Here is a 20,204-nt window from a genome sequence, read left to right as displayed (position 1 = left end):
CTCACAGCAGGCGAGGCTCAGCCGGCCTGCAGGGACGTCGCCCGGACCGCCAGGCGCTCGCGGAGCATGTCGATGGCCTCGTCGATGCGAGGCGCGGCGGCCTGGGCGCGCACGCGCCGGCCGTCCAGCTCGACGACCGCCTGGGCCAGGGCCGGGCGCGGCAGCGACCGGTCGGCGACGACGCTCAGCGTGACCTGGACGGAGGTGACCCCGCGGGCGGCGGAGAGCGCCTTCCAGACGGCCCGCTCGGCGGCGGCGCGTTCGTGGGCCGAGACATCGCCCGAGGTCAGGAACCGGATCTCCGGTCTCTCACGGGTAGCGTTCATGGTGGTCCCCCAGATGCGAGGTTGTGATCGCCCATCGGAAACGGGGCGGCTGTGGCCGCCCCTCTGAATGGTCGAACGTCGGGAGCGTCCACGATCACGCCCGAGCCGGACGAGAGCTTCGTCACTCGGCCGCCGCCGGGGAGGCGGGCACCCGGAATGTTCACCATAGTAAGAGACCATCGACAATCACGCGTCATACGACCGCCGGCGAAATGCCCTGTCAGGATTGGACGGGGTCATTGCCGGAGAACGGCGGACAATTCGCGCACCAACGGTGACCTGGAGGGCAGGGAAATGACCGTCCGGCCAACGCTCTTGTGACGGCAACGCCACGTTCCGCAGCCGGTCCGCCACCGGCGGCACTGGTCACGGGCCGTGCCCGCCGCGAACGCCCACGTCGAGCGCCGAACGGCCGCTCCCATCGGAACTGCCATTCATACTTCCCAAAAACCGGTCCGCATCCTCTAACATAGGGCGGTGCCGATCCTCCCCCGCGCAGACCCGTCGACTGGCTGGTGACCCCTTGGCCCAGGATTCAGCTGCTCCAACACCTCCGTCCGAGGGTGATCCGGCCGGACGGCTGATCGATTATCCGCGCCGCGGCGGCCCCACCGTCCTGCGCATTCTCCTCGGCGCACAACTGCGGCGGCTGCGTGAGGCCCGCGGCATCTCCACCGAGCAGGCGGGCTACGAGATCCGCGGCTCCCATTCGAAGATCAGCCGCATGGAGCTCGGCCGCGTCGGCTTCAAGGAGCGCGACGTCTCCGACCTGCTGACCCTGTACGGCGTCTCCGATCCGGACGAGCGGGCCCCGCTGCTGGAGCTCGCGAAGGAGGCCAACACCCCCGGCTGGTGGCACCGGTACGGCGACGTCCTGCCCAGCTGGTTCGAGGTGTACCTCGGCCTGGAAGAGGCCGCCTCCCTGCTGCGCACCTACGAGCTGCAGTTCGTCCCCGGGCTGCTGCAGACGGAGGACTACGCGCGAGCGGTCGTCCGCCTCGGTTTCTCGGACGCGTCCGACGAGGAGGTCGAGCGCCGCGTCCAGGTGCGCACCACCCGGCAGCACCGGTTCACCTCACCGGGCGCTCCGACCCTGTGGGCCGTGCTGGACGAGGCGGTCGTGCGCCGTCCCCTCGGTGGGCGCGCCGTGATGCGGGCCCAGCTCCAGCACCTGATCGAGGTGTGCGAGCTGCCCAACGTCACGCTGCAGATCGTGCCGTTCGGCGCGGGCGGGCACGCCGCGGCCGGCGGCCCGTTCACCATCCTGCGCTTCGCCGAGCCCGGCCTGTCCGACGTCGTGTACCTGGAGCAGCTCACCAGCGCGCTCTACCTCGACAAGCCGACCGACGTCGACACCTACATGCGCGCCATGAACAACCTGTGCATCACCGCCGAGCGCCCCGACGACACCGTGCGCTACCTCACCGACGTCCTGAACGACCTTTGACCCCGTGCGGATCACGGCGGGCCGTCGATGACGCGCTGGTCCCGGCTGCGGCTTCCGCCGCGGAACTCCGCGATGACCGCTCCGTCCGCGACGCGGCGGACCGTCACGTCGTAGACGCCGCTCCGTCCGTACCGGACGCGTTCCACCGCCGTCGCCTCCAGCACGTCCCCGCCGTGCGCGCTCGCCACGAACACCACGTCGGCGGACGCGGCGACCGTCACCGCCCCATGGGTGTTGCAGGCGTAGGCGAACGCGGAGTCGGCCAGCAGGAACAGGTAGCCGCCGTGCGCGATGCCGTAGCCGTTCACCATGGTGTCCGCGACCGTCATCCGCAGCCGCGCCCGCCCCGGCGCCACCTCGGCGATCTCCATCGCGAGGTCCTGCGCCACCTTGTCCCGGGCGTACATCGTCTCGGCGCACCGCCACGCCAGCTCTGCCGCGTCGTCCACCAGCCCAGGGTAGTGATCGGCACGCCGATGCGGACGGCGCGCATTTGAGACGCGGCCCATCGGGAAGGTCGTTGCGGGTCCGGCTGTTCACGACAGTGATCGCCTCAAGGTCCGAACACAGGGAGAATGCATGCTTTTCGGCAAGGAGCACGTCGACCGCTACCAGGCGACGGACGGCGAGGAGGGACACGACTGGCAGGGGACCATCACCCTCCTGCTCACCGCCAAGGGACGGCGCAGCGGCAAGGAGTACACCACTCCGCTCATCTACCAGCCGGAGGGCGACGCCTACCTGGTCGTCGCGTCCAACGGCGGCGCGGACGAGCACCCGTCCTGGTACCTCAACCTTGAGGCGGACCCCGAGGTGAAGGTGCAGGTGCGCGGCGACAGGTTCACCGCTCGGGCGCGCACGGCGACGCCCGAGGAGAAGCCGCCGCTCTGGCGGAAGATGGCCGCCACGTGGCCCGACTACGACGAGTACCAGAAGAAGACGAGCCGTCCCATCCCCGTCGTCATCCTGGAACGCGTCTGAGGCGGCGGACCGCGCGGACCGCGCGGTCCGCGGGTCCGCGCGGTCCGCTTTCGCGGCGCGGCCGGGACGTGTAGCGTCGGCGTAGAACATCCATTCGACCGCCGTCCGTCCGACCCAGCCGAGGTGCCGACGTGCCGACGTCACACAGCTCTGACAGTGAACGCGGGAGCGGCGTCGGCGAGGGCGGCGCCGAGCCGCCGCCGCGGCTGCTGAGCCGCTGGGAGATCGGCACGCCGGCCGAGGCGACGCCGCTGGGCTCCGGGCGCGGTCCCCGGAGCTGGCGGGTCGACGCTGCCGGCGATGCCTACTTCCTCAAGGAGTACGAGCGGCCCGACAGGCGCCGCGTGCTGTTCCGGCACGGCGTCACGGCCGCGCTCGACGCCGCGGGCCTCCCGGTGCTCGCGCCGGTGCCGGCGCGCGGCGGCCGGACGCTGGTCACCGCCGCCGGCCGCGGCTACGTCCTGTACCCGTGGGTCGGGGGCCGCGGGCGCGGCGGGCTGGAGCTGACGTTCGCCCAGTGCGAGGCGCTGGGCGAGTTGCTCGGCCGCCTGCACGCCACGCTCGACGAGCTGACGGCGCCCGTCCAGCAGAGCATGCTCGTTCCGACGCCGCGCGCCGCCGACGCCGCGGCGGCCGTGGAGGAGATGCTGCGGGACGTCCCGGACGGCGACGGCGGCACCGACTTCGACGCGCTGACCGTCCGCCGCCTGCGCGAACGCCGCGACCTGCTCGCCGAGTTCGCGGGCCACCAGCCGCCGGACATCGAGGTGAGCACAGTGGGGCACCTGCACGGCTCGTTCCACGCCGGGCATCTGCGCTACGGCGGCTCGGGCAACGTCACCGCCGTCCTCGGCTGGGACGGGCTGACGACGGGCCCGGTCGCGGGCGAGGTCGTCCGGTCGGCGGCGCGGCTGTTCGCCTGCGAGGACGAGCGCGGCCTCGATCTCGACCGCGTCCAGGCGTTCGTCCGGGGGCACCGGTCGGCGTACCCGCTGGACGCCGGCCAGATCCAGTCGGCGGTGCACCGCGAATGGTGGGAGCGGCTCTGCGACGTGGCGCCGCTGCGCCACCGGTACCTCGGTGAGGACGGGACGGCCGAGCGCGGCCCCGCGTCCCTCGTGCCCTGGTGGTCCGCCCAGCTCGAACGCACCCTCGACGCGTTCGCCGCGCCGTACACCGCGGCGCCCGCCGACGTGCTGGAGGAAAGCCCCGCCTACGGCTGAACCGGCCGGTCGTGTCCGGCGCGTGGTCGCGGCGAGTCTCCGCCGCGGCCGGGTAGGGACCCGTTCGGGGATGCACGACATGCGCCCGCTGTGCCAAGCTGGCGCCCCCACCATTTTGAATTGATTAGTCCAAAAGGAGCGGGAGAATGACGCAGATCGCCGTGCTCGGCACCGGGATCATGGGCGCCCCGATGGCCCGGAACCTCCTCCGGAACGGCCATCAGGTCGTGGCGTGGAACCGCACCAGGGACAGGGCGGAGCCGCTCGCCGCCGACGGAGCCGCCGTCGCGGACTCCCCCGCCGGGGCCGTCCGGGACGCCGAGGTCGTCATCACGATGCTGAACGACGCCGATACGGCGCTGTCGGTCATGAAGGACGCCGTCCCGGCGTTGCGCAGCGGACAGGTCTGGGCGCAGATGGGGACGGTCGGCGTCGCGGACGTCCCGGCCCTGGCCGGGTTCGCCGCCGAGCACGAACTGACGTTCGTGGACTCCCCCGTCCAGGGCACCAAGCAGCCCGCGGAGCAGGGCAAGCTGATGATCCTGGCCGCCGGCCCGCAGCGGGGGCGCGAGGTCCTGGAGCCCGTCTTCGGCGCCGTCGGCGCCCGGACCCTGTGGCTGGACGAGGACGGCGCGAGCGGCGCAGGCACCCGGCTCAAGCTGGCCGCGGTGAGTTACGCCATCTCGCTGACCTCGGTCGTCGCCGAGTCCGTCGCCCTGGCCGAGGGGCTCGGGCTCGACCCGGCCCTGCTCGGCGAGGTCCTCACCGGCGGCCCGCTCGACAGCGTCTACCTGCAGATGAAGATGAAGGCGATGCTCGCCGGCGACTTCGAGCCGAGCTTCGCCGTCCGCAACGCGGAGAAGAACACCCGGCTGATCCACGAGTCCGCCGCGAGCGCGGGCATCCGGGTCGATGTGAACGACGCGGCGGGCACGCGGTTCCGGCGCGTGATCGAGCAGGGCCACGGCGACGAGGACATGGCCGCCACCTACCGGGCGAGCTTCACCGGCTGACACCGGGCATCCCGGTGCCCGCACCCGGGCGGCACCCGGGCGAGGATGGTGGGCATGGACGTTCTGAGCAGCCGCATCCTGCTTCGCCCGGGTGACCCGGCGCGCACGCAGCGCTTCTACCGCGACGTGCTGGGCCTCGCCGTCTACCGGGAGTTCGGCCCGGCCGCCTCCCCCGGCGTGGTGTTCTTCCTCGGCCCCGGGTTCCTGGAGGTGTCCGGGCACGGCGCGGGCGGGACGGGACCGTCCCCGATGATCTGGCTGCAGGTCCGGGACGTCCGGGCGGAGCACGAGCGGCTCGCGGCGGCCGGGGCGCGCGTCACGCGGGAACCGCGCGAGGAGCAGTGGGGGCTGGTCGAGATGTGGATCGAGGACCCCGACGGCGTCAAGATCGTTATCGTGGAGGTCCCGGAGGCGCACCCCCTGCGCCGCGACCAGCGATCCTGACCCCCACCGGCGGCGCCGATGACCGACGAGTACTGGAACCACAACACCCACTACCACGACGTCGTGCTGCGCAACGTGCCGCGCGGCTGCGGCGAGGCACTGGACGTGGGCTGCGGCGACGGCCTGCTCGCGCGCCGCCTCGCACCGCGGGCGGCGCACGTCACCGGGCTCGACCGGTCGGCGGAGATGGTCGCCAAGGCCAGGAGGCTGAGCGAGGGCATCGGCAACGTCGAGTTCGTCGAGGCCGGCCTGCTGGAGCACGACCTGCCCGAGAACCACTACGACTTCGTCTGCAGCATCGCGGCCATCCACCACATGGACTTCGCCAAGGGGCTGTCCGCGATGCGCGACGCGCTGCGGCCGGGCGGCGGCCTCGTGGTCATCAGCCTCGCCGGCGACAAGGGGCCGCGGGACTGGGCGTTCTCGGCAATGGGCCTCCCGGCCCACCACGCCCTCCGCCTCCGGAACCTGCGCCGCTCCCGCGGCGGACCGGGAGCGCCGATCGCCGATCCCGCCATGACCTGGGCCGAGGTGCGGGACGAGGCGCAGCGCGTCCTGCCCGGCGCCGTCTTCCGCAGGCACCTGCTGTGGCGGTACTCCCTCGTGTGGCGGAAGCCGCGCTGAACCGGATCGCGCCACGCCAAAGCTGGAAAACACTGGAAGTGTCGGGAAGCACCTGTACTGTCTGCGCCATGCCCCGGTCCCCCGGCGTCCCGACCCCCGACGAGCTGGAGGCGCGCATCGCCGAGCTGCGCGCCGCCGTCCGCCGGGCCATGGCGTCCGGCGACCGGCAGCGGGCCCGCGCGCTGCGCACCGAGCTGCGCCGGGCCGAGAGCGCGTGGGACGACGCGGTCCTCGGCGCCGGCGACCCGCCGGCGAAGCCTTCCGACAGCGGCGAGCGCGGGCTGCTGCCCGTCCGGGAGCAGGTCCACCAGGCGCTCACGCTGCTCGGCGTCCCCGCCGCGCCCAAGCTGATCGGATCGGTGTACGCGGCCTTCTTCCCCGGCGAGATCCCCGGGAGCCGGCTGACGAGCCTGCGGCGCGACGAGGAGCGCTCGTTCCGCACCGCCCCCTACGCCCGGCCGTACTACCTGTGCGCCGCGCTGACCGCCGACCTTCTCGCACCGGCCCGCGGCCTGCTCACCGTGAGCACGTGGCCGCTGGAGCAGCGGATCGTCGGCCCGCTGAGCCCGCGCACCGACTTCCTCACGTCGGCGGTGCGCCTCGCCGAGCACGCCGGGCGCGGGACGCCGCCGCCCGGAGTGCAGCGGCTGCTGTGGCGTTTCGCGTCCAACATTCCCGGTGCGGTCACCGGTACGGTCGGTACGGTCGAGCCGTCCGCGCTGGCCGAGGCCGCCCGGGCCGAGCTGGACGTGCACCGGGATCCGGACCGGCGGCGGCGCGAGGCCGCCGCGGCCCGCGCCCGGGAACGGCTCGACGACGCGGAACGGCTGTTCGGCAGCCGGCTGCGGTCCCTGCGGGACTCCGGCCGGCGCCCCGCCATCAACGGAGAGACGGACCGATGACCGAGACCGCGCCGGACCTGGACCGGCTGCGCGGCGGAGCGCCCCCGCGCAATCACGACGCCCGCACCATCGCCGCGCTGACGTCCAACCCCGGCTGCGCCCGCCGCGGCGTGATGGACGCGGCGGGCGTCGACAAGGACGCGGTGGCGCGGGAGCTGGGCTTCCCCGCGCCGTTCGGCCAGTCGCAGTTCGCGATCACGCGCGGGAACGTGTTCGAGGCGCAGGTGAAGGCGGACGGGTGCGCGGAGCTGCTGACGCTGCTGCGCGAGCGGCTCGGCCTCGACGTCCCCGAGGTCTCCTACGACGACCTGGAGGTCGTCGCGGGCAACGAGGGCCGGGAGCTGCGGCACTCGCGCACCCGGCGGCTGGTCGCCCGCGCGCTGGAGAGCGGCGAGGGGACGCTGTTCGACCATCCGCTGCTGCGGCTGGAGATCGCCGGGCACCCCGCCTACCTGGAGCCGGACGTGATCGCGTTCCAGTTCGCGGGCCGGCTGCACGTCATCGAGGTCAAGTCGTTCGCCGTGGTGGACGGGCAGGCCGAGCCCGAGCAGGTCGCGGCGGCGGCGAGGCAGTCGGCGGTGTACGTGCTCGCGCTGCGCCGGCTGGTGGCCGAGCTGGGGCACGACCCGGCGCGCGTCTCGCACGACGTCTTCCTGGTCTGCCCGGAGAACTTCTCCAACCGCCCGACCGCGACGCCGCTGGACGTGCGGCCGCAGCTCGCCGTCCTCGAACGGCAGCTCGCGCGGCTCACCCGGATCGACGACATCCTGGTGGAGCTGCCCGGCGACCTGACGTTCGAGCCCGGCGAGGCGCTCGCCACGTCGGTCCGCGCGGTGGAGGCCCGGTACTCGCCGGAGTGCATGTCGGGGTGCGAGATGGCGCTGTTCTGCCGGGACGAGGCGCGGGCGTGCGGGGCGACGGGCGCGCTCGGCCGGTCCGTCCGCGACGACCTCGGCGGCGTCGACACGGTCGGCACCGCGCTCGCGCTGGCGGACGGGACGCTGCACCCGTCCGACGACCTGGCCGAGACGGCCGCGCAGCTGCGGGCCGCGGCCCGGCTGCGCGCGGAAGCCCTGCACGGGGCCGCGTGATCCGTCCATGAGCGCGCTGTCCTCGCTCGCGCGGTTGCAGGCGGTGGCCGCCGGCATCGCGCAGCCCGTCGCGACCGTCCGGCACTGCCATGTCTCGGACGCGCCGCTGGTCCTCGTCCCGCTGAAGCTCTCCGGGGAGGCGGCCGCGCCGCTGGCCGTGCTGGCCGGCAGCGCGCCGGACGACCCGACGCTGCTGGTCGTCCCGCAGCCGCGCAACCGCGACCTGCGGTTCGCGTTCGCGGCGAGCCTCGCCAAGCTCGTCCTGAACCACATCGAGACGAGCCGGGGCGCGGTGGAGGAGCTGCCGCCCGGCAAGGACGGCGACGAGAGGATCCGGTACGGGGACGCGCCGCAGCTGCTCGTGCCGAACCGGGGCGGTGTCGCGTTCCTGCGGCTGATGGGCCGCTCGACGAGGTTCCGCAGCACCGAGGGCCCGTACGCGGTGGACCCGGCGGTGCCGGTGCTCGGCCGCTGGCTGACGTGGTTCGCCGACCGCCACGACCATCCCGGGTCGTCGCTGCTGGGCGCGATGACCGAGCTGCTGCGGCTGCACTGGGCCACGGGCCAGAGTTCGCTGGAGGACGGCAACCTCGCCGCGCTGATGGGCTGGATCGACCCGCCGGACGGCCTGGACGGCCCGGCCGCCGCGGCCCGCGCCGAGGACCCGGTGGTCTGCCCGCCGGCGGGGCCGACGACCGACCCGACGTTCGACAACGAGGTCCTCGCGCCGGCGATCGCCGCCTACGACCGGGCGGGCACCGGCTCGCGCGCCGAGGAGCGGCTGCGCTCCGCGCTCGCCGGGCAGCTCACCCCGACGTGGGACCTGATGTGGCGGGCCGTCGGGCTGCTAGGTGCGCTGCCGGAGGGGGCGAGCGTCCCGCGGCGGTGGGAGCGCGACCGGGACGCCTTCACCTACTACCACCAGACGTTCGGCGAGGCGTATCCCCAGGCGCGCCGCGACCCGCCCGTCCGCGCGGCGCGGCGGCTGCACGACCTCGAACGCGCGCAGGACGCCTACGACGCGCAGCGGGCGTTCGACGACCCCCTGGTGATGGCCGAGCACCGGCTGGCCGGCCAGGCGTTCGGCGGGACGGTCACCGAATGCGACCCGACCCGGCTGGACGAGACCGGCAAGCGGCCGAAGCTCCGCCCGCTGCTGCGGGTGGAGACCCGGGACCCGGTGCGCCTGGACGCCGGGACGACGGTGTGCAACGCGGCCCGGCCCGCGCTCAAGGGGAGGATCGTGGAGCTGGACGGCGGCGGCGTCGTGCTGGAGCTGACCGGCGGGATGGGCCGAAAGCTCACTCCGGAGGCGGGCGCCGTGCCGGAGGTGGGCGACCGGGTGTGCTTCACGTCGCTGACGGAGGGCTCGTTCGGCGCGGCGAAGTTCCCCGACCGGGACGACACGCCGTGGACGCACGGCGGGCCGCCCGCCGACTACGTGCCGACCGACGAGGACGCCGAAGAGGAATGGTCGTGACCGAACACGCGGGCCGCCACCTGACGCCGGTGGCTGCGGACGATCCGGACCCGTCGCCGCTCGCTCCCGGGGAGGCGGCCGCCCGGGTCGTCGACGCGGTCCTGGCCGATCTCGGCGGCGGGCACCGCGGCGTGGTGGTCGACTCCCCGCCGGGCGCGGGCAAGTCGACGCTGGTGGTGCGGGCCGCCGCGCACCTGGCCGAGGCCGGCGAGCGGCTCATGATCGTCGCGCAGACGAACGAGCAGGTGGACGACCTCATCGAGCGGATAGCGGGGAGGCATCCCGGCATCACGCTGGGGCGGCTGTCGGCGTCGGGATACCTCCCCTCCGAGCGGGTGCTGGCGCATCCGGCGGTGCGGGTCGCGCAGAAGGCCGACGACCTCGCCGAGCACACCGTCGTGATCGCGACCGCCGCGAAGTGGGCGACGCTCTCGGACGGGTCGTGGCCGTGGGCGATCGTCGACGAGGCCTACCAGATGCGCTCGGACATGCTGCTGCGCATCGCCGGGCGCTTCGAGCGGGCGCTGTTCGTCGGCGACCCCGGCCAGCTCGACCCGTTCTCCACCGTGGAGGTCGAGCGCTGGGCGGGGCTGTCCTGGGACCCGCTGCGCAGCGCCGTGTCCGTCCTGCTCGCGCACAACCCGGACCTGCCCGTGCACCGGCTGCCGGTGTCGTGGCGGCTGCCCGCGTCCGCGGCGCCCGTCGTGTCGGAGGCGTTCTACCCGTTCACGGGCTTCCGCGCCGGGACGGGGCCGGGCGACCGGCGGCTGGAGTACGCCGCGCGCGGCATGGGCACCACCTACGACCGCGCGCTCGAAGAGGCGGCGTCCACCGGCTGGGCCCTGTACGAGCTGCCGGCGCGGCACACGCTGCGGACCGACGCCGAGGCCGTACGGGCCACGGCGGCGCTCGCCGTCCGGCTGCTGCAGCGCGGCCCCGTCGCGCACTCCGAACTGGGATCGGGGCAGGTGGACGCGGGACGCGTCGCGATCGGCGCCGCGCACCGCGACCAGGTGACCGCGATCCGCGCCGCGCTCGGCCCGCACGGCGAGGGCGTCACCGTCGACACGGCGAACCGCCTCCAGGGCCGCGAGTACGACGTGACGGTCGTCCTGCATCCGCTGTCGGGGCGCCGCGACGCGACCGCGTTCCACCTGGAGTCGGGGCGGCTGTGCGTCTTGACGTCGCGGCACCGGCACGCCTGCGTCGTCGTGGCGCGGGCGGGGATCCCCGAGCTGCTGGACGCGCATCCGTCCGCCGAACCGGTGCACCTCGGCGTGCCGGTGAAGTTCCCGGACGGGTGGGAGGCGAACCAGTCGGTCCTCGCCCACCTGGCCCGGCACCGCGTCGCGGGCGGCTAACGCCTGGGCGAACAATCGGCGAACGGGCGACCGGTGGCGCCGCGCCTAGTGCCGCTCCAGCTCGACCTTGGGCAGCAGCCGGGCCAGCGGCGCCGGCAGCCACCAGGCGCGGCGGCCCATCAGCTCCATCGCCGCCGGAACGATCAGGCAGCGGATGACGACGGCGTCCACGAAGATCGCCACCGCCATGCCGAAGCCGGCCTGCTGGAGCAGCCGCTGCGTGCTGAGCATGAATGCGCCGAAGATCACGACCATGATCGCGCCGGCCGCGGTGATCACCGAGCCGGTGTGGGCCAGTCCCTCCCGCACGGCGTGGGAGGGGTCCTTGGAACGCGTCCACTCCTCGTGGATCCGGGAGATCAGGAAGATCTCGTAGTCCATGGAGAGCCCGAAGACGATCGCGAAGACCATCACCGGCAGGTACGCCTCGATCGGGCCGGGCTCCACGCCGAGCCGGCCGTCCTGGAACACCAGGGTCATCGCGCCGAGCGCGGCGCCGATGCTGAGCAGGTTCAGCAGCGCGGCCTTCAACGGGACGAGCACCGAGCGGAACACCGCCATCAGCAGGAGCACGGAGAGGCCGACGACGATGGCCATGAAGAGCGGCAGCCGGTCGGCGACCTTGCCGGCGTAGTCCTCGGACGCGGCCGTTGCTCCGCCGACCAGGTACCGGGCACCGTTCCGATCGGACAGCTCCGGCAGTACGTCGTCGCGCAGAGTGCCGACCAGTTCGGAGGTCTCCTCGTCCTGCGGTGCGGAGGAGGGGAAGGCGAGGATGGTCGCGGCCTCGCCGTCCGGCGTGGGCACGGGGTCCGCGGCGGCCTGCACGCCCGGGGTGCCGCTCAGCGCGCGGGTCGCCTCGGCACCGGACTGGGCGGCGCCGCCCGGACCGCCGTCGGCCACCACCAGCAGCGGGCCGTTGAAGCCGGGGCCGAAGCCTTCGGAGAGCAGGTCGTAGGCCTGCCGGCTGGTCGTCTCGGGCGCGTCGCTGCCCGCGTCCGAGAACCCGAGCCGCATGCCCAGCGCCGGGAAGGAGAGTGCTCCGAGGACCACCGCGGCGGCCAGCAGGGAGGCCAGCGGGCGCCGCTGCACCACGGCGGCGAGCCGCCGCCATGCGGTGCCCTCGACGGCCTTGCCCTTGGCTTCGCGCCGCTCGGCGCGCCGGGTGAACTGGCGGGCGAACCGGCGGCCGAAGACGCCGAGCAGGGCCGGCAGCAGGGTCAGAGCGGCGAGCATGGTCATCAGCACGGTCATCGCGACCGACAGCGCCATGCCCTGCAGCGAGCCGAGACCGAAGGCGACGAGGCCGAGCAGGGCCAGAATGACGGTGCAGCCGGCGAAGAACACCGAGCGGCCGGCGGCGTCCAGCGCGTTCACGGTGGCCCGTTCCGGCTCCGCGCCGCGCACCAACTCGGCGCGGTAGCGGGCGAAGACGAGCAGCGCGTAGTCGATGCCGACGCCGAGGCCGACCAGGATCATCACCGGCGGGGTCCACTCGGCGATCGTGAAGACGTGCGACGCCACGACGATGCCGCCGACCGTGGACCCGACGGCGAAGAGGGCGATGATGATGGGCAGCCCGGCGGCGATGACCGTGCCGAACATCAGCACGAGGATGACCAGCGCCGCGATCAACCCCACGCCCTCCGCGGAACCGGTCCCGCCCTCCCCCAGCAGCCGGGCCGCATCGCCGCCCAGCTCGGCCTGGAGCCCGTCGCCCTCGACCTCCTGAGCGGTGTCGAAGATGCGCTGGGTGTCGTTCTTCGGCATGTCCTGCGAGGGAACGTCGAGCACCACGGTGGCGTAGCCGATCGTGCCGTCCCCGCTGATCGCGCCCTCGCCGTCGTACGGGCTGCGGACCTGGCCGACCTTGGGCAGTCCCGCGACCTCGTCGAGCATGTCCCCCACGCGCTTCTGGACGTCGGGCTCGCGCAGGCCGCCCTCGTCGTGCAGGACGATCTCGACGGTGTCCCCCGCACGGGCGGCGCCGTGCTCGGCCAGCAGGTCGGCGGCCTGCTGCGACTCGGTGCCGGGGAGGGAGAAGTCGTTGCGGTAGTCGTCACCCGTGACCGACGCGGCGGCCCAGACGCCGGCCAGGACCGCCACCCACAGGATCAGGGCGAGCCATCGGCGGCGGTGGGCGAACCCCGCGACGCGGGCGAACACTCCTCGCCGCGCAGGTGGTCGGGTGTTCTCTTCCCGGTCCGTTTGGGTCAGTGTCATGATCTCTTCCCCCCGGAGGGTCGTCGGCGTCCATGGGTCGGCCTGATGAGGCTTCGTTGCCTGACGACGCAGCCCTCCGAGGTGTGACAGGGCACCCCGCGGGAGGGATGCCCTGTCACACCCGGACCGGCTACGTCGTCTACAGCTCATGGGACTGACGGAGCGGGACGTACGAGACACCGAGGAGATGCTGGCGCGGTCCTTCGAGGCCAACCGGCCGCGGCTGCTGCGGGTGGCCTACACGATGACGGGCTCACTGGTGGAGGCCGAGGACTGCGTGCAGGAGGCGTGGCTGCGGCTGCGCGGGCTGGACGACCCCGCGTCCGTCCGTGACCTCGCCGCGTGGCTGACGACCACCGTCAGCAGGCTGGCGCTCGACACCCTGAGCAGCGCGCGCGCACGCCGGGAGCACTACGTCGGCATGTGGCTGCCGGAGCCGCTGGTCGTGGCCGGCTCCGACGACCCGGCCGACCGCGTCACGCTGGACGAGTCGGTGAGCATGGCTCTGCTCGTCGTCCTGGAGCGGCTCTCGCCCGCCGAGCGCACCGCGTTCGTACTGCACGACGTGTTCGGCGTCCCCTTCCCCGAGATCGCCGAGGTCGTCGGCCGCACGCCGGCGGCGGTGCGGCAGCTCGCCTCGCGGGCGCGCCGGCAGGTCGAGGACGGGCGTCCGCGGACACCGGTGACGGAAGCCGAACAGCGGGAGCTGGTCACGGCGTTCGCGGCCGCCTGCCAGAACGGCGACCTGCCGGGCCTCATCGCGCTACTCGACCCGGACGTCGTGCTGCGCGGCGACGGCGGGGGCAAGGTCGTCACGCTGCGGCACGCCGTGCGGGAGGCGGGGCTCGTGGCCGGCATGCTGCTGGCCCGTGCCCAGGCCGCGGGCCCGTTCGACATCCTGCCCGCCGAGGTCAACGGCGTTCCCGGGCTGGTGGCCCGGGACGGCGACGGCGGACTGTCGGTCATGGCGTTCACGGTGGACGCCGGGCTGATCACCGCGATCGACCTCATCCGCAACCCGGACAAGCTCGCGAAGGTTCCGGAGCTGGGCTGAGACGGGCTTCGGCCGGACATCCGTCTCGCGGATGCCTCGGTGTGGTACCCGGAGGGCCCTTCAGGCGTGTCCCGCCGTCGCCGCCCAGCGGCCGTTGTGCCGGGTGATGGTGATCGGGTGGTCGAAGCACGCGCTGACCAGCTCGGTCGTGAGGACCTCCCCGGCCGGTCCCGAGGCGAGCACCTGCCCCTCGCGCAGCAGCAGCGCGTGGCTGGTGCTGGTCGGGAGCTCCTCCAGGTGATGCGTGACGAGCACGGTCGTCAGGCCGGGACGGTCGGCGCGCAGCTGGTCGAGGCTCGCGAGCAGCCGCTCCCGGGCGGCGACGTCCAGGCCCGTGGCGGGCTCGTCGAGGAGCAGCAGCGCCGGATCCGGCATGAGCGCCCGCGCGATCAGCGTCCGCCCCCGCTCGCCCTGCGACAGGGTCGGCCAGCGCGCGTCCGCCCTGGGCGTCAGCCCCATCAGCTCGATCAGCTCGTCGGCGCGGCGCAGGTCGCCCTCGGACGGCGTCCACCGCGGCACGAGCTCGATGGTGCCCGTCACCCCCGTGAGGACGATCTCCCGGACCGTCCGCGCCGACTCCAGGGGATGCCGCGGGTTCACCTGCCCGATGAGCCTGCGCAGCTCCTGGACGTCCACCCGGCCGAGCCGGCGGCCCAGGATCTCCGCCGACCCGCGCGTCGGATGCGTGTAGGCGCCGAGAATGCCGAGCAGCGTGCTCTTGCCCGCCCCGTTCGGCCCGATCAGCGCCCAGTGCTCGCCGCGCAGCACCGTCATCGTGACGCGGTCGAGCAGCGGCCGCCGCTCCCGGACCAGATCGATCTTGTCCGCGTTCAGCACGACGTCGGGCACGGAACCTCCCGTTCGTGGGTATGAGGAGCGCGCGGGGTGTGCGGCGCGCGGGAAGCGCGCGGGACCGGGATCGCCGGGACGGAGGCGTCGTGACGATCTTCAAGCTACCCGAGTGCCGCCGCCTGGCACGAGCGAGGCGTCCGGGCGGATACTGTGAGATCGGTGCCTCAGCGATCAGGGGAGGGACATGGAGGACATCGGCTTCATGTGCGCCCGGTGCGGCGGCGAGGTGCACGACGTGACGCACAACCGCGAGGGCTCGCTGGACGGCGTCGGCTACCGCCACAACCGGCGGGTGGAGCCGTGGGACCACGAGCTGGAACTCGCGGTCGGCGAGGCCGCCCCGCAGGACCACGTCTGCGACTTCTGCGGCGTGTCCGGGCCGAGCTGGCTCTACTACCCCACGCTCGACCCCGACGACACCGACATGTTCGAGGTCGAGCTGGACACCACGCACCTGTCCGACGACGACACCGCGGTCGCCGTCCTCAACATGCTCTACCCCTGGTACGCGTGCGACACCTGCTCCGTCCTCGTCGCCGACCGCAACGTCGAACTCCTCATCGCCCGCGCCCTCGACCGCACCCCCGTCCCCGATGACGGCCCCGTCGACGAGGAGACCGTCCGCGCCCGCCTCCAAGGCTCCCTCTCGGTCTTCTTCACCACCCGCCCAGGCCGCCCCCAACCCTCGAGAGCTGTCTAGCCTTTCTCTCCTCCTTCGGGCCTTGCAGCCCTGCTGTGTTTATTGCAGTGCCCTCCTCCTTCGGGCCTGGCGGCCCTCCATCGTCGGGCACTGCGGGCGATCGCTGGCATCGCTCCGGCTCGCCTTGCGGCTCGCTTCGCGATCAGGTTCTCGCTTCGCTTGAACCTGCCTTCGGACGCGATCGCACCGATTGAGGTTGTCGCGTGGTTGCGGCGGTGGCTGGGGCCTGCGCGGTCGTTCAGTTCTGTGGTCCTACTCCGGCGATCAGGTGCTCGCTTCGCCGAACCTGCCTTCGGACGCGATCACGGCCACGAGTTCGTCGCGTGGTTGCGGCAGTGGTTGGGGTGTGTGCGTCCGTGGAGTCCAATGGTGTCCCCTTCGCTGAACCCGCCTTTGGACTCGATTGCGGCCGTGGGGCTGGGTCTGCGCGACCGGTTGTGTCCAGTGGTGGGGCGGGTTTGCGCTAGCTGGGGAGGCGTGGGCGGGGGTGTGGCAGATTGGTGGTGATACCCCGAGGGGATCGGTGTCGGTGGGGGTTATTAGGATCGGTGCCGTTTTGGTGGGGTGCGTCAGCACGGGGGCGAAAGTGATCATTGATAGGCGGTTTCACGGGCCGGAGGGGTCTGGGAACGGCGGTTACGTCGCGGGGCGGCTCGCGGGGCGGGTGCCGATCGACACGGTGACGGTGACGCTGCGGCAGCCGCCGCCGCTGGAGACGGAACTGACCGTCACGGTGGAGGACGAGCGCGGGCACAGCGCGCGGCTCTGGGACGGTGAGCGGCTGATCGCCGAGGCGCTGGCGGGGGCGATCGTGGTGCCGCCCATCGCGCCCGTCCCGTTCGAGGACGCGCTGGTCGCGGCGGAGAAGTACCGGGCCGCGGAGAACCATCCGTTCCCCGGCTGCTTCGTGTGCGGGCCGGACCGGGCGCCCGGGGACGGGCTGCGGCTCGAACCGGGGCCCGTGGGCGAGGGCACCGTCGCCGCGCCGTGGGTGCCGGAGCGGACGCCCGAGCGGGAGCTGGTGTGGGCGGCGCTGGACTGCCCGGGCGGCTGGTCGTTCGACGTGGCCGGCAGGCCCGCGGTGCTCGGCACCATGACCGCGCAGGTCATGGACGTACCGGAGGCGGGCGAGCAGTGCGTGGTGATGGGTCTCGCGCGGAGCCGGGAGGGCCGCAAGATGCACGCGGCGACGGCGCTGTACGGGGCGGAGGGCAGGCTGCTGGGGCGCGCCGAGCAGATCTGGATCGAGGTCGACCCCGCGTCGTTCGGGCGCTGAGATCTCCGGGGCGGCCGTCCGGCCCATGATCCGGCGGCCGACCCGGTCCGGTTCCGACCAATGCGCGGAAATGTGTCGCCGGACACTGTCGGTGCCGCCGGATCCGCTGTTCAATCTGAGCTGCCGCGGAAACGGAGGCGGACTCATGCGCGGAGACGGGTTGATCATCCTCGGGCTGGTGGCCCTGGCGATCTACATGGGCGTCCACTGGGAGCGGGCCCGCCGCGCCGCGTCGGACATGCGGCTCGTCCGGCGGCGGGCGGCGACCCTCCGGCACACCGTGGCGCGGGAGCGCGGCCAGGTCATGCTGGTCACGACGGTGGCCAGCCTGGCGCTGTTCGTGGCGATCAGGTACGGCTGACCGCCCGGCCGGTCAGGGGCCCGTGAAGAGCGGATCCTCCCGGTCCACGCCGTTGACGGGGCGGCCGTGGTTCGGGGGTGCGCCGCCCGGCACGGGGTGGCCGCCGGTGTTCGAGCCCGGCACCCCGTTGGGGGCGGGTGCCGCGTTCGGGAGGGGCGCCCCGAGGGGGGCCGGCGCCCCGTTCGGCGCGGGGGCGCCGGCGGGGGGCGGGCCGGGCCGCGAGCCGGGGGGCTGCGTGCCGGGCGGCAGGGGCACGCGCGGCGGGCCCTGCGGGGGCGCGGGGTGGCCGCCGCCCGGCATCCGCCCGCCGGGCGGGAAGTTGGACGACAGCGTGCTGTGCGTGAACTGGTCGATCTGGCGGCGGGCGCGGTCGGCCTCGGCGCGGGCGGCGTCGCGCTCCTCGGCGAGGGCGGTGAGCGCGGCCTGCTGCTCGGCGACCGACTGGGACAGCTGCCGCAGCTGGACCGCCTGGTCGTTGGTCTTGGTGGTGAGCTCGTCCCGCTCGGCCAGCGCGGCCTGGGCCTGCGTCTGGGCGGCGTCGCGCTCCTTGGCGGCCTCGTCGGCGCGCGCGTTGGCGCGGACGACCTCCGCCTCGGCCTCGGACTGGGCGCGCAGCGCGGTGGCGCGCTCGGCCTCGGCCTTGCTCGCGGCCTGCATGGCGCGCTGCCGCTGCGCCTCGGTGTCGCGCATGGCGTTGCGCAGGTCGTCGGCGCCCTGCTTGGCGACCGCGGCCTCGACGCGCTGCGACTCGGCGGCGCCCTCCGCCTCGGCGAGCTTGGCGTGCAGGCCGACGAGCTCGGCCCGCGCCGCCTCCAGCGCGGCGAGCAGCTCGGTCTCCCGGGCCGCGACCCGGTCGCGTTCGCTCTCGGCGGCGAGCTTGGCCGTCATCGCCTGCTGCGCGACCTGGTGCGCCTCTTCCCAAGCCTGCTGCGCGGCGTCCCGCTTGGCGGTGGCGACCTTGGCCTCCTCGCGGTGGCGGGAGGCGTCCGCCTCGGCCGACTCGGCGCGCTTGCGGGCCGAGAACGCCTCCTGCCAGGCCTCCTCCGCCTTGCGCTGGGAGGCGTCCCGCTCGCTCTGCGCGATGGCGAGCTCGCGGGCGGCCTCGGCGCGCACCTCGGCGACGCGCCGCTCGACCCCGGCGACGCTCAGCTCGGCGGTCAGCGAGTCGGCGAGCGCGTCGGCGGCCTTCTCCAGCCGCTCGACCATCTCCCACGCCGAGGCGACCTGCCCGGTGAGGCCGGGCGCGTCCCGGCCCCGGTCGCGGCGCTCGCGGGCCTCGCGGGCGCAGGCGCCCTCGTTGTCCTGGCAGTAGCGGACGGCGCGGACGGCCCCGACCGGCTGCGGGACGGGGCGCCCGCAGTTGGCGCACGGCCAGACCGTCACCGGGTCGCCCATCCGAGCGACCGCCGTCTCGGTGCTCTCCCCTGAGCCTTCGGCGACCGCGCCCGCAGGAGCCGCGGCCGCCCCCGCGGGGCCGCTATTGTCGCGCTCTTCGCTGTTAGGCATGGAATGAACCATACGCACTACTTCGAGGTGCTGCAGTGACTTGCGAGGTAGTTGTGGGGGCGACCACGTCGTGGCGGCGCGGGGAGAGCGGCCCCGGATCACCGGCGGGCGAAGCGGTCCGTGGCCTCGATGAGCCGGTCGCGGGTGCCGGGTTCCGATCCTCCGTGGCCGGCGTCCTCGACGACGTGGAACTCGGCCTCGGGCCATGCCCGGTGCAGATCCCACGCTTGGTCCAGGGGCGTCTTCATGTCGTAGCGCCCGTTGACGATCACGGCGGGGATGTGCCGGATGCGGTCGACGCCGGCGAGGAGGCCTCCTTCCGGGAGGAACCCGCCGTTGGCGATGTAGTGGTGCAGGATGCGGGCGAACGCCACGACGACCGCGTCGTCCAGGTCGGGGGACGGGACGGGCAGGAGGGTGTTCGCGGTGTCCTCCCAGGCCATCCAGGCGCGGGCGGCCGGGACGTGCACCGCCGGGTCCGGGTGGCGGACGCGGCGCCCGTAGGCGGCGACGAGGTCGCCCCGCTCTCCCTCCGGGATCGCGTCCCGGAACGCCGCCCATTCGGCCGGGAAGAGATGCGCGGCGCCGCCAGGCGTGAACCCCCACGCCTCGTCCTGCGGGCGGACCAGGTAGATCCCCCGCAGTACCAGCTCCGTGACCCGGGCGGGGTGTGCCTGCGCATAGGAGAGGGCCAGGGTGCTCCCCCAGCTCCCGCCGAACACGAGCCAGCGGTCGATGGACAGGTGCTCGCGCAGCCGTTCGATGTCGGCGACCAGGTGGGGAGTGGTGTTGTTCTCCAGCGAGACCGCCGGGTCGCCGGCGAACGGGAGGCTCCGGCCGCAGTTCCGCTGGTCGAACAGCACGATCCGGTACGCGGACGGGTCGAAGAACCGCCGGTTGTCGGGCAGCAGCCCGCCGCCGGGCCCGCCGTGCAGGAAGAGCGCGGGCTTGCCCTCGGGATTCCCGCACGACTCCCAGTGGATCCGGTTCCCGTCGCCGGTGTCGAGGAGCCCGGACTCGTGCGGCTCGATCGGCGGGTAGAACTCCCGAAGCGTCATGTCCCACTAATACTCGAATTATGATCATGCTCCGGCCGGCACTAGCCTCCGCGGAATGAAACAGTCGAGGTGCACGCAGTGCGGGACCGAGGGCCTGGAGCCGGGCTTCATCGAGGACGCCGGAGAGCACTCCCGCGGCTACGCCCGCTGGATCGCCGGGCCGCTGGAACGCGGCATCTTCGGCGGCGCGAAGCGCATGGGGCGGCAGCGCTGGCAGATCGAGGCCTGGCGGTGCCCGCAGTGCGGGCACCTGGAGCTGTTCGCCCGCCAGCCGGCCTGACC

Annotated in this window: 21 protein-coding genes; 15 read left to right on the top strand and 6 right to left on the bottom strand. The window is 73.7% G+C overall.

Going from position 1 to position 20,204, the window contains the following annotated elements; all coding sequences use genetic code 11:
• Nucleotides 1–17: 17 nt before the first annotated feature.
• Nucleotides 18–326, bottom strand: a complete 309-nt coding sequence (locus K8Z49_RS01795) for a hypothetical protein (protein WP_021598178.1) — start codon at nucleotides 324–326, stop codon at nucleotides 18–20.
• 580 nt (nucleotides 327–906) lie between these two features.
• On the opposite strand from K8Z49_RS01795, the gene K8Z49_RS01790 reads away from it, so the two are divergent.
• A complete protein-coding gene (locus tag K8Z49_RS01790) occupies nucleotides 907–1,773 on the top strand; it encodes a helix-turn-helix domain-containing protein (protein ID WP_024936670.1) in 867 nt (288 codons plus the stop codon).
• Nucleotides 1,774–1,784: 11 nt separating this feature from the next.
• Here the strand turns inward: K8Z49_RS01790 and paaI are convergent, their stop codons facing one another.
• Nucleotides 1,785–2,180 carry a hydroxyphenylacetyl-CoA thioesterase PaaI gene (gene paaI / locus K8Z49_RS01785; protein WP_052357972.1) on the bottom strand — a complete coding sequence of 132 codons (396 nt, stop codon included), beginning with the start codon at nucleotides 2,178–2,180 and terminating at the stop codon, nucleotides 1,785–1,787.
• A 172-nt stretch (nucleotides 2,181–2,352) separates the two neighbouring features.
• On the opposite strand from paaI, the gene K8Z49_RS01780 reads away from it, so the two are divergent.
• The 9 genes from K8Z49_RS01780 to K8Z49_RS01740 all read left to right on the top strand — a co-directional run bounded on the left by K8Z49_RS01780 (nucleotide 2,353) and on the right by K8Z49_RS01740 (nucleotide 10,892).
• Nucleotides 2,353–2,754 (top strand): nitroreductase family deazaflavin-dependent oxidoreductase, encoded by a 402-nt coding sequence (locus tag K8Z49_RS01780; protein WP_021598175.1) that lies wholly within the window; start codon nucleotides 2,353–2,355, stop codon nucleotides 2,752–2,754.
• A gap of 131 nt (nucleotides 2,755–2,885) precedes the next feature.
• The gene (locus K8Z49_RS01775) at nucleotides 2,886–3,977 is read left to right on the top strand and encodes a phosphotransferase enzyme family protein (RefSeq protein ID WP_412517479.1); all 1,092 of its coding nucleotides are present in this window, start codon (nucleotides 2,886–2,888) and stop codon (nucleotides 3,975–3,977) included.
• 146 nt (nucleotides 3,978–4,123) lie between these two features.
• Entirely contained in the window at nucleotides 4,124–4,990 is an 867-nt protein-coding gene (locus K8Z49_RS01770; protein ID WP_412517478.1) for an NAD(P)-dependent oxidoreductase, read from the top strand.
• A gap of 54 nt (nucleotides 4,991–5,044) precedes the next feature.
• The gene (locus K8Z49_RS01765; RefSeq protein ID WP_412517477.1) at nucleotides 5,045–5,434 is read left to right on the top strand and encodes a VOC family protein; all 390 of its coding nucleotides are present in this window, start codon (nucleotides 5,045–5,047) and stop codon (nucleotides 5,432–5,434) included.
• A gap of 18 nt (nucleotides 5,435–5,452) precedes the next feature.
• Nucleotides 5,453–6,058, top strand: a complete 606-nt coding sequence (locus K8Z49_RS01760) for a class I SAM-dependent methyltransferase (protein ID WP_412517476.1) — start codon at nucleotides 5,453–5,455, stop codon at nucleotides 6,056–6,058.
• 68 nt (nucleotides 6,059–6,126) lie between these two features.
• Nucleotides 6,127–6,960, top strand: coding sequence for a hypothetical protein (locus tag K8Z49_RS01755; protein WP_021599698.1), 834 nt, complete (start codon nucleotides 6,127–6,129; stop codon nucleotides 6,958–6,960).
• Nucleotides 6,957–8,051 (top strand): hypothetical protein, encoded by a 1,095-nt coding sequence (locus tag K8Z49_RS01750; protein WP_024936672.1) that lies wholly within the window; start codon nucleotides 6,957–6,959, stop codon nucleotides 8,049–8,051. The genes K8Z49_RS01755 and K8Z49_RS01750 overlap by 4 nt, the downstream gene beginning before the upstream one ends.
• A 7-nt stretch (nucleotides 8,052–8,058) precedes the next feature.
• On the top strand, nucleotides 8,059–9,531 hold the full coding sequence (locus tag K8Z49_RS01745) for a hypothetical protein (RefSeq protein ID WP_412517475.1): 1,473 nt from the start codon (nucleotides 8,059–8,061) through the stop codon (nucleotides 9,529–9,531).
• Nucleotides 9,528–10,892: an AAA family ATPase gene (locus K8Z49_RS01740; RefSeq protein WP_235206589.1), complete on the top strand. Its 1,365-nt coding sequence runs from the start codon at nucleotides 9,528–9,530 to the stop codon at nucleotides 10,890–10,892. Before K8Z49_RS01745 ends, K8Z49_RS01740 begins: the two co-directional genes overlap by 4 nt.
• 45 nt (nucleotides 10,893–10,937) lie before the next feature.
• On the opposite strand, the gene K8Z49_RS01735 is transcribed toward K8Z49_RS01740, so the two are convergent.
• The gene (locus K8Z49_RS01735) at nucleotides 10,938–13,115 is read right to left on the bottom strand and encodes an MMPL family transporter (protein ID WP_412517474.1); all 2,178 of its coding nucleotides are present in this window, start codon (nucleotides 13,113–13,115) and stop codon (nucleotides 10,938–10,940) included.
• Nucleotides 13,116–13,263: 148 nt separating this feature from the next.
• On the opposite strand from K8Z49_RS01735, the gene sigJ reads away from it, so the two are divergent.
• Nucleotides 13,264–14,169: an RNA polymerase sigma factor SigJ gene (gene sigJ / locus K8Z49_RS01730; RefSeq protein ID WP_075023676.1), complete on the top strand. Its 906-nt coding sequence runs from the start codon at nucleotides 13,264–13,266 to the stop codon at nucleotides 14,167–14,169.
• A gap of 60 nt (nucleotides 14,170–14,229) precedes the next feature.
• On the opposite strand, the gene K8Z49_RS01725 is transcribed toward sigJ, so the two are convergent.
• The gene (locus K8Z49_RS01725; protein WP_412517473.1) at nucleotides 14,230–15,018 is read right to left on the bottom strand and encodes an ABC transporter ATP-binding protein; all 789 of its coding nucleotides are present in this window, start codon (nucleotides 15,016–15,018) and stop codon (nucleotides 14,230–14,232) included.
• A 187-nt stretch (nucleotides 15,019–15,205) separates the two neighbouring features.
• On the opposite strand from K8Z49_RS01725, the gene K8Z49_RS01720 reads away from it, so the two are divergent.
• From K8Z49_RS01720 to K8Z49_RS01710, 3 genes are all read left to right on the top strand, one after another.
• Nucleotides 15,206–15,721, top strand: coding sequence for a hypothetical protein (locus K8Z49_RS01720; RefSeq protein ID WP_021598400.1), 516 nt, complete (start codon nucleotides 15,206–15,208; stop codon nucleotides 15,719–15,721).
• A 586-nt stretch (nucleotides 15,722–16,307) separates the two neighbouring features.
• Nucleotides 16,308–16,997 carry a hypothetical protein gene (locus K8Z49_RS01715; RefSeq protein ID WP_024936674.1) on the top strand — a complete coding sequence of 230 codons (690 nt, stop codon included), beginning with the start codon at nucleotides 16,308–16,310 and terminating at the stop codon, nucleotides 16,995–16,997.
• 145 nt (nucleotides 16,998–17,142) lie between these two features.
• Nucleotides 17,143–17,358, top strand: coding sequence for a hypothetical protein (locus K8Z49_RS01710; protein ID WP_021598398.1), 216 nt, complete (start codon nucleotides 17,143–17,145; stop codon nucleotides 17,356–17,358).
• Nucleotides 17,359–17,370: 12 nt separating this feature from the next.
• On the opposite strand, the gene K8Z49_RS01705 is transcribed toward K8Z49_RS01710, so the two are convergent.
• Together K8Z49_RS01705 and pip are read right to left on the bottom strand one after the other, a co-directional pair.
• Nucleotides 17,371–18,864: a chromosome segregation ATPase gene (locus K8Z49_RS01705; protein ID WP_075023679.1), complete on the bottom strand. Its 1,494-nt coding sequence runs from the start codon at nucleotides 18,862–18,864 to the stop codon at nucleotides 17,371–17,373.
• A gap of 98 nt (nucleotides 18,865–18,962) precedes the next feature.
• Nucleotides 18,963–19,922 (bottom strand): prolyl aminopeptidase, encoded by a 960-nt coding sequence (gene pip / locus K8Z49_RS01700; RefSeq protein ID WP_021599101.1) that lies wholly within the window; start codon nucleotides 19,920–19,922, stop codon nucleotides 18,963–18,965.
• A gap of 55 nt (nucleotides 19,923–19,977) precedes the next feature.
• Here pip and K8Z49_RS01695 point away from each other — a divergent pair, with 55 nt between their 5' ends.
• Nucleotides 19,978–20,202, top strand: coding sequence for a hypothetical protein (locus tag K8Z49_RS01695; protein WP_021599100.1), 225 nt, complete (start codon nucleotides 19,978–19,980; stop codon nucleotides 20,200–20,202).
• Nucleotides 20,203–20,204: the final 2 nt, after the last annotated feature.

The sequence above is a fragment of the Actinomadura madurae genome (assembly GCF_047130825.1).
GTDB classification, from domain to species: Bacteria; Actinomycetota; Actinomycetes; order Streptosporangiales; family Streptosporangiaceae; genus Spirillospora; species Spirillospora madurae.
This window is presented reverse-complemented; position numbering and strand designations above follow the sequence as displayed.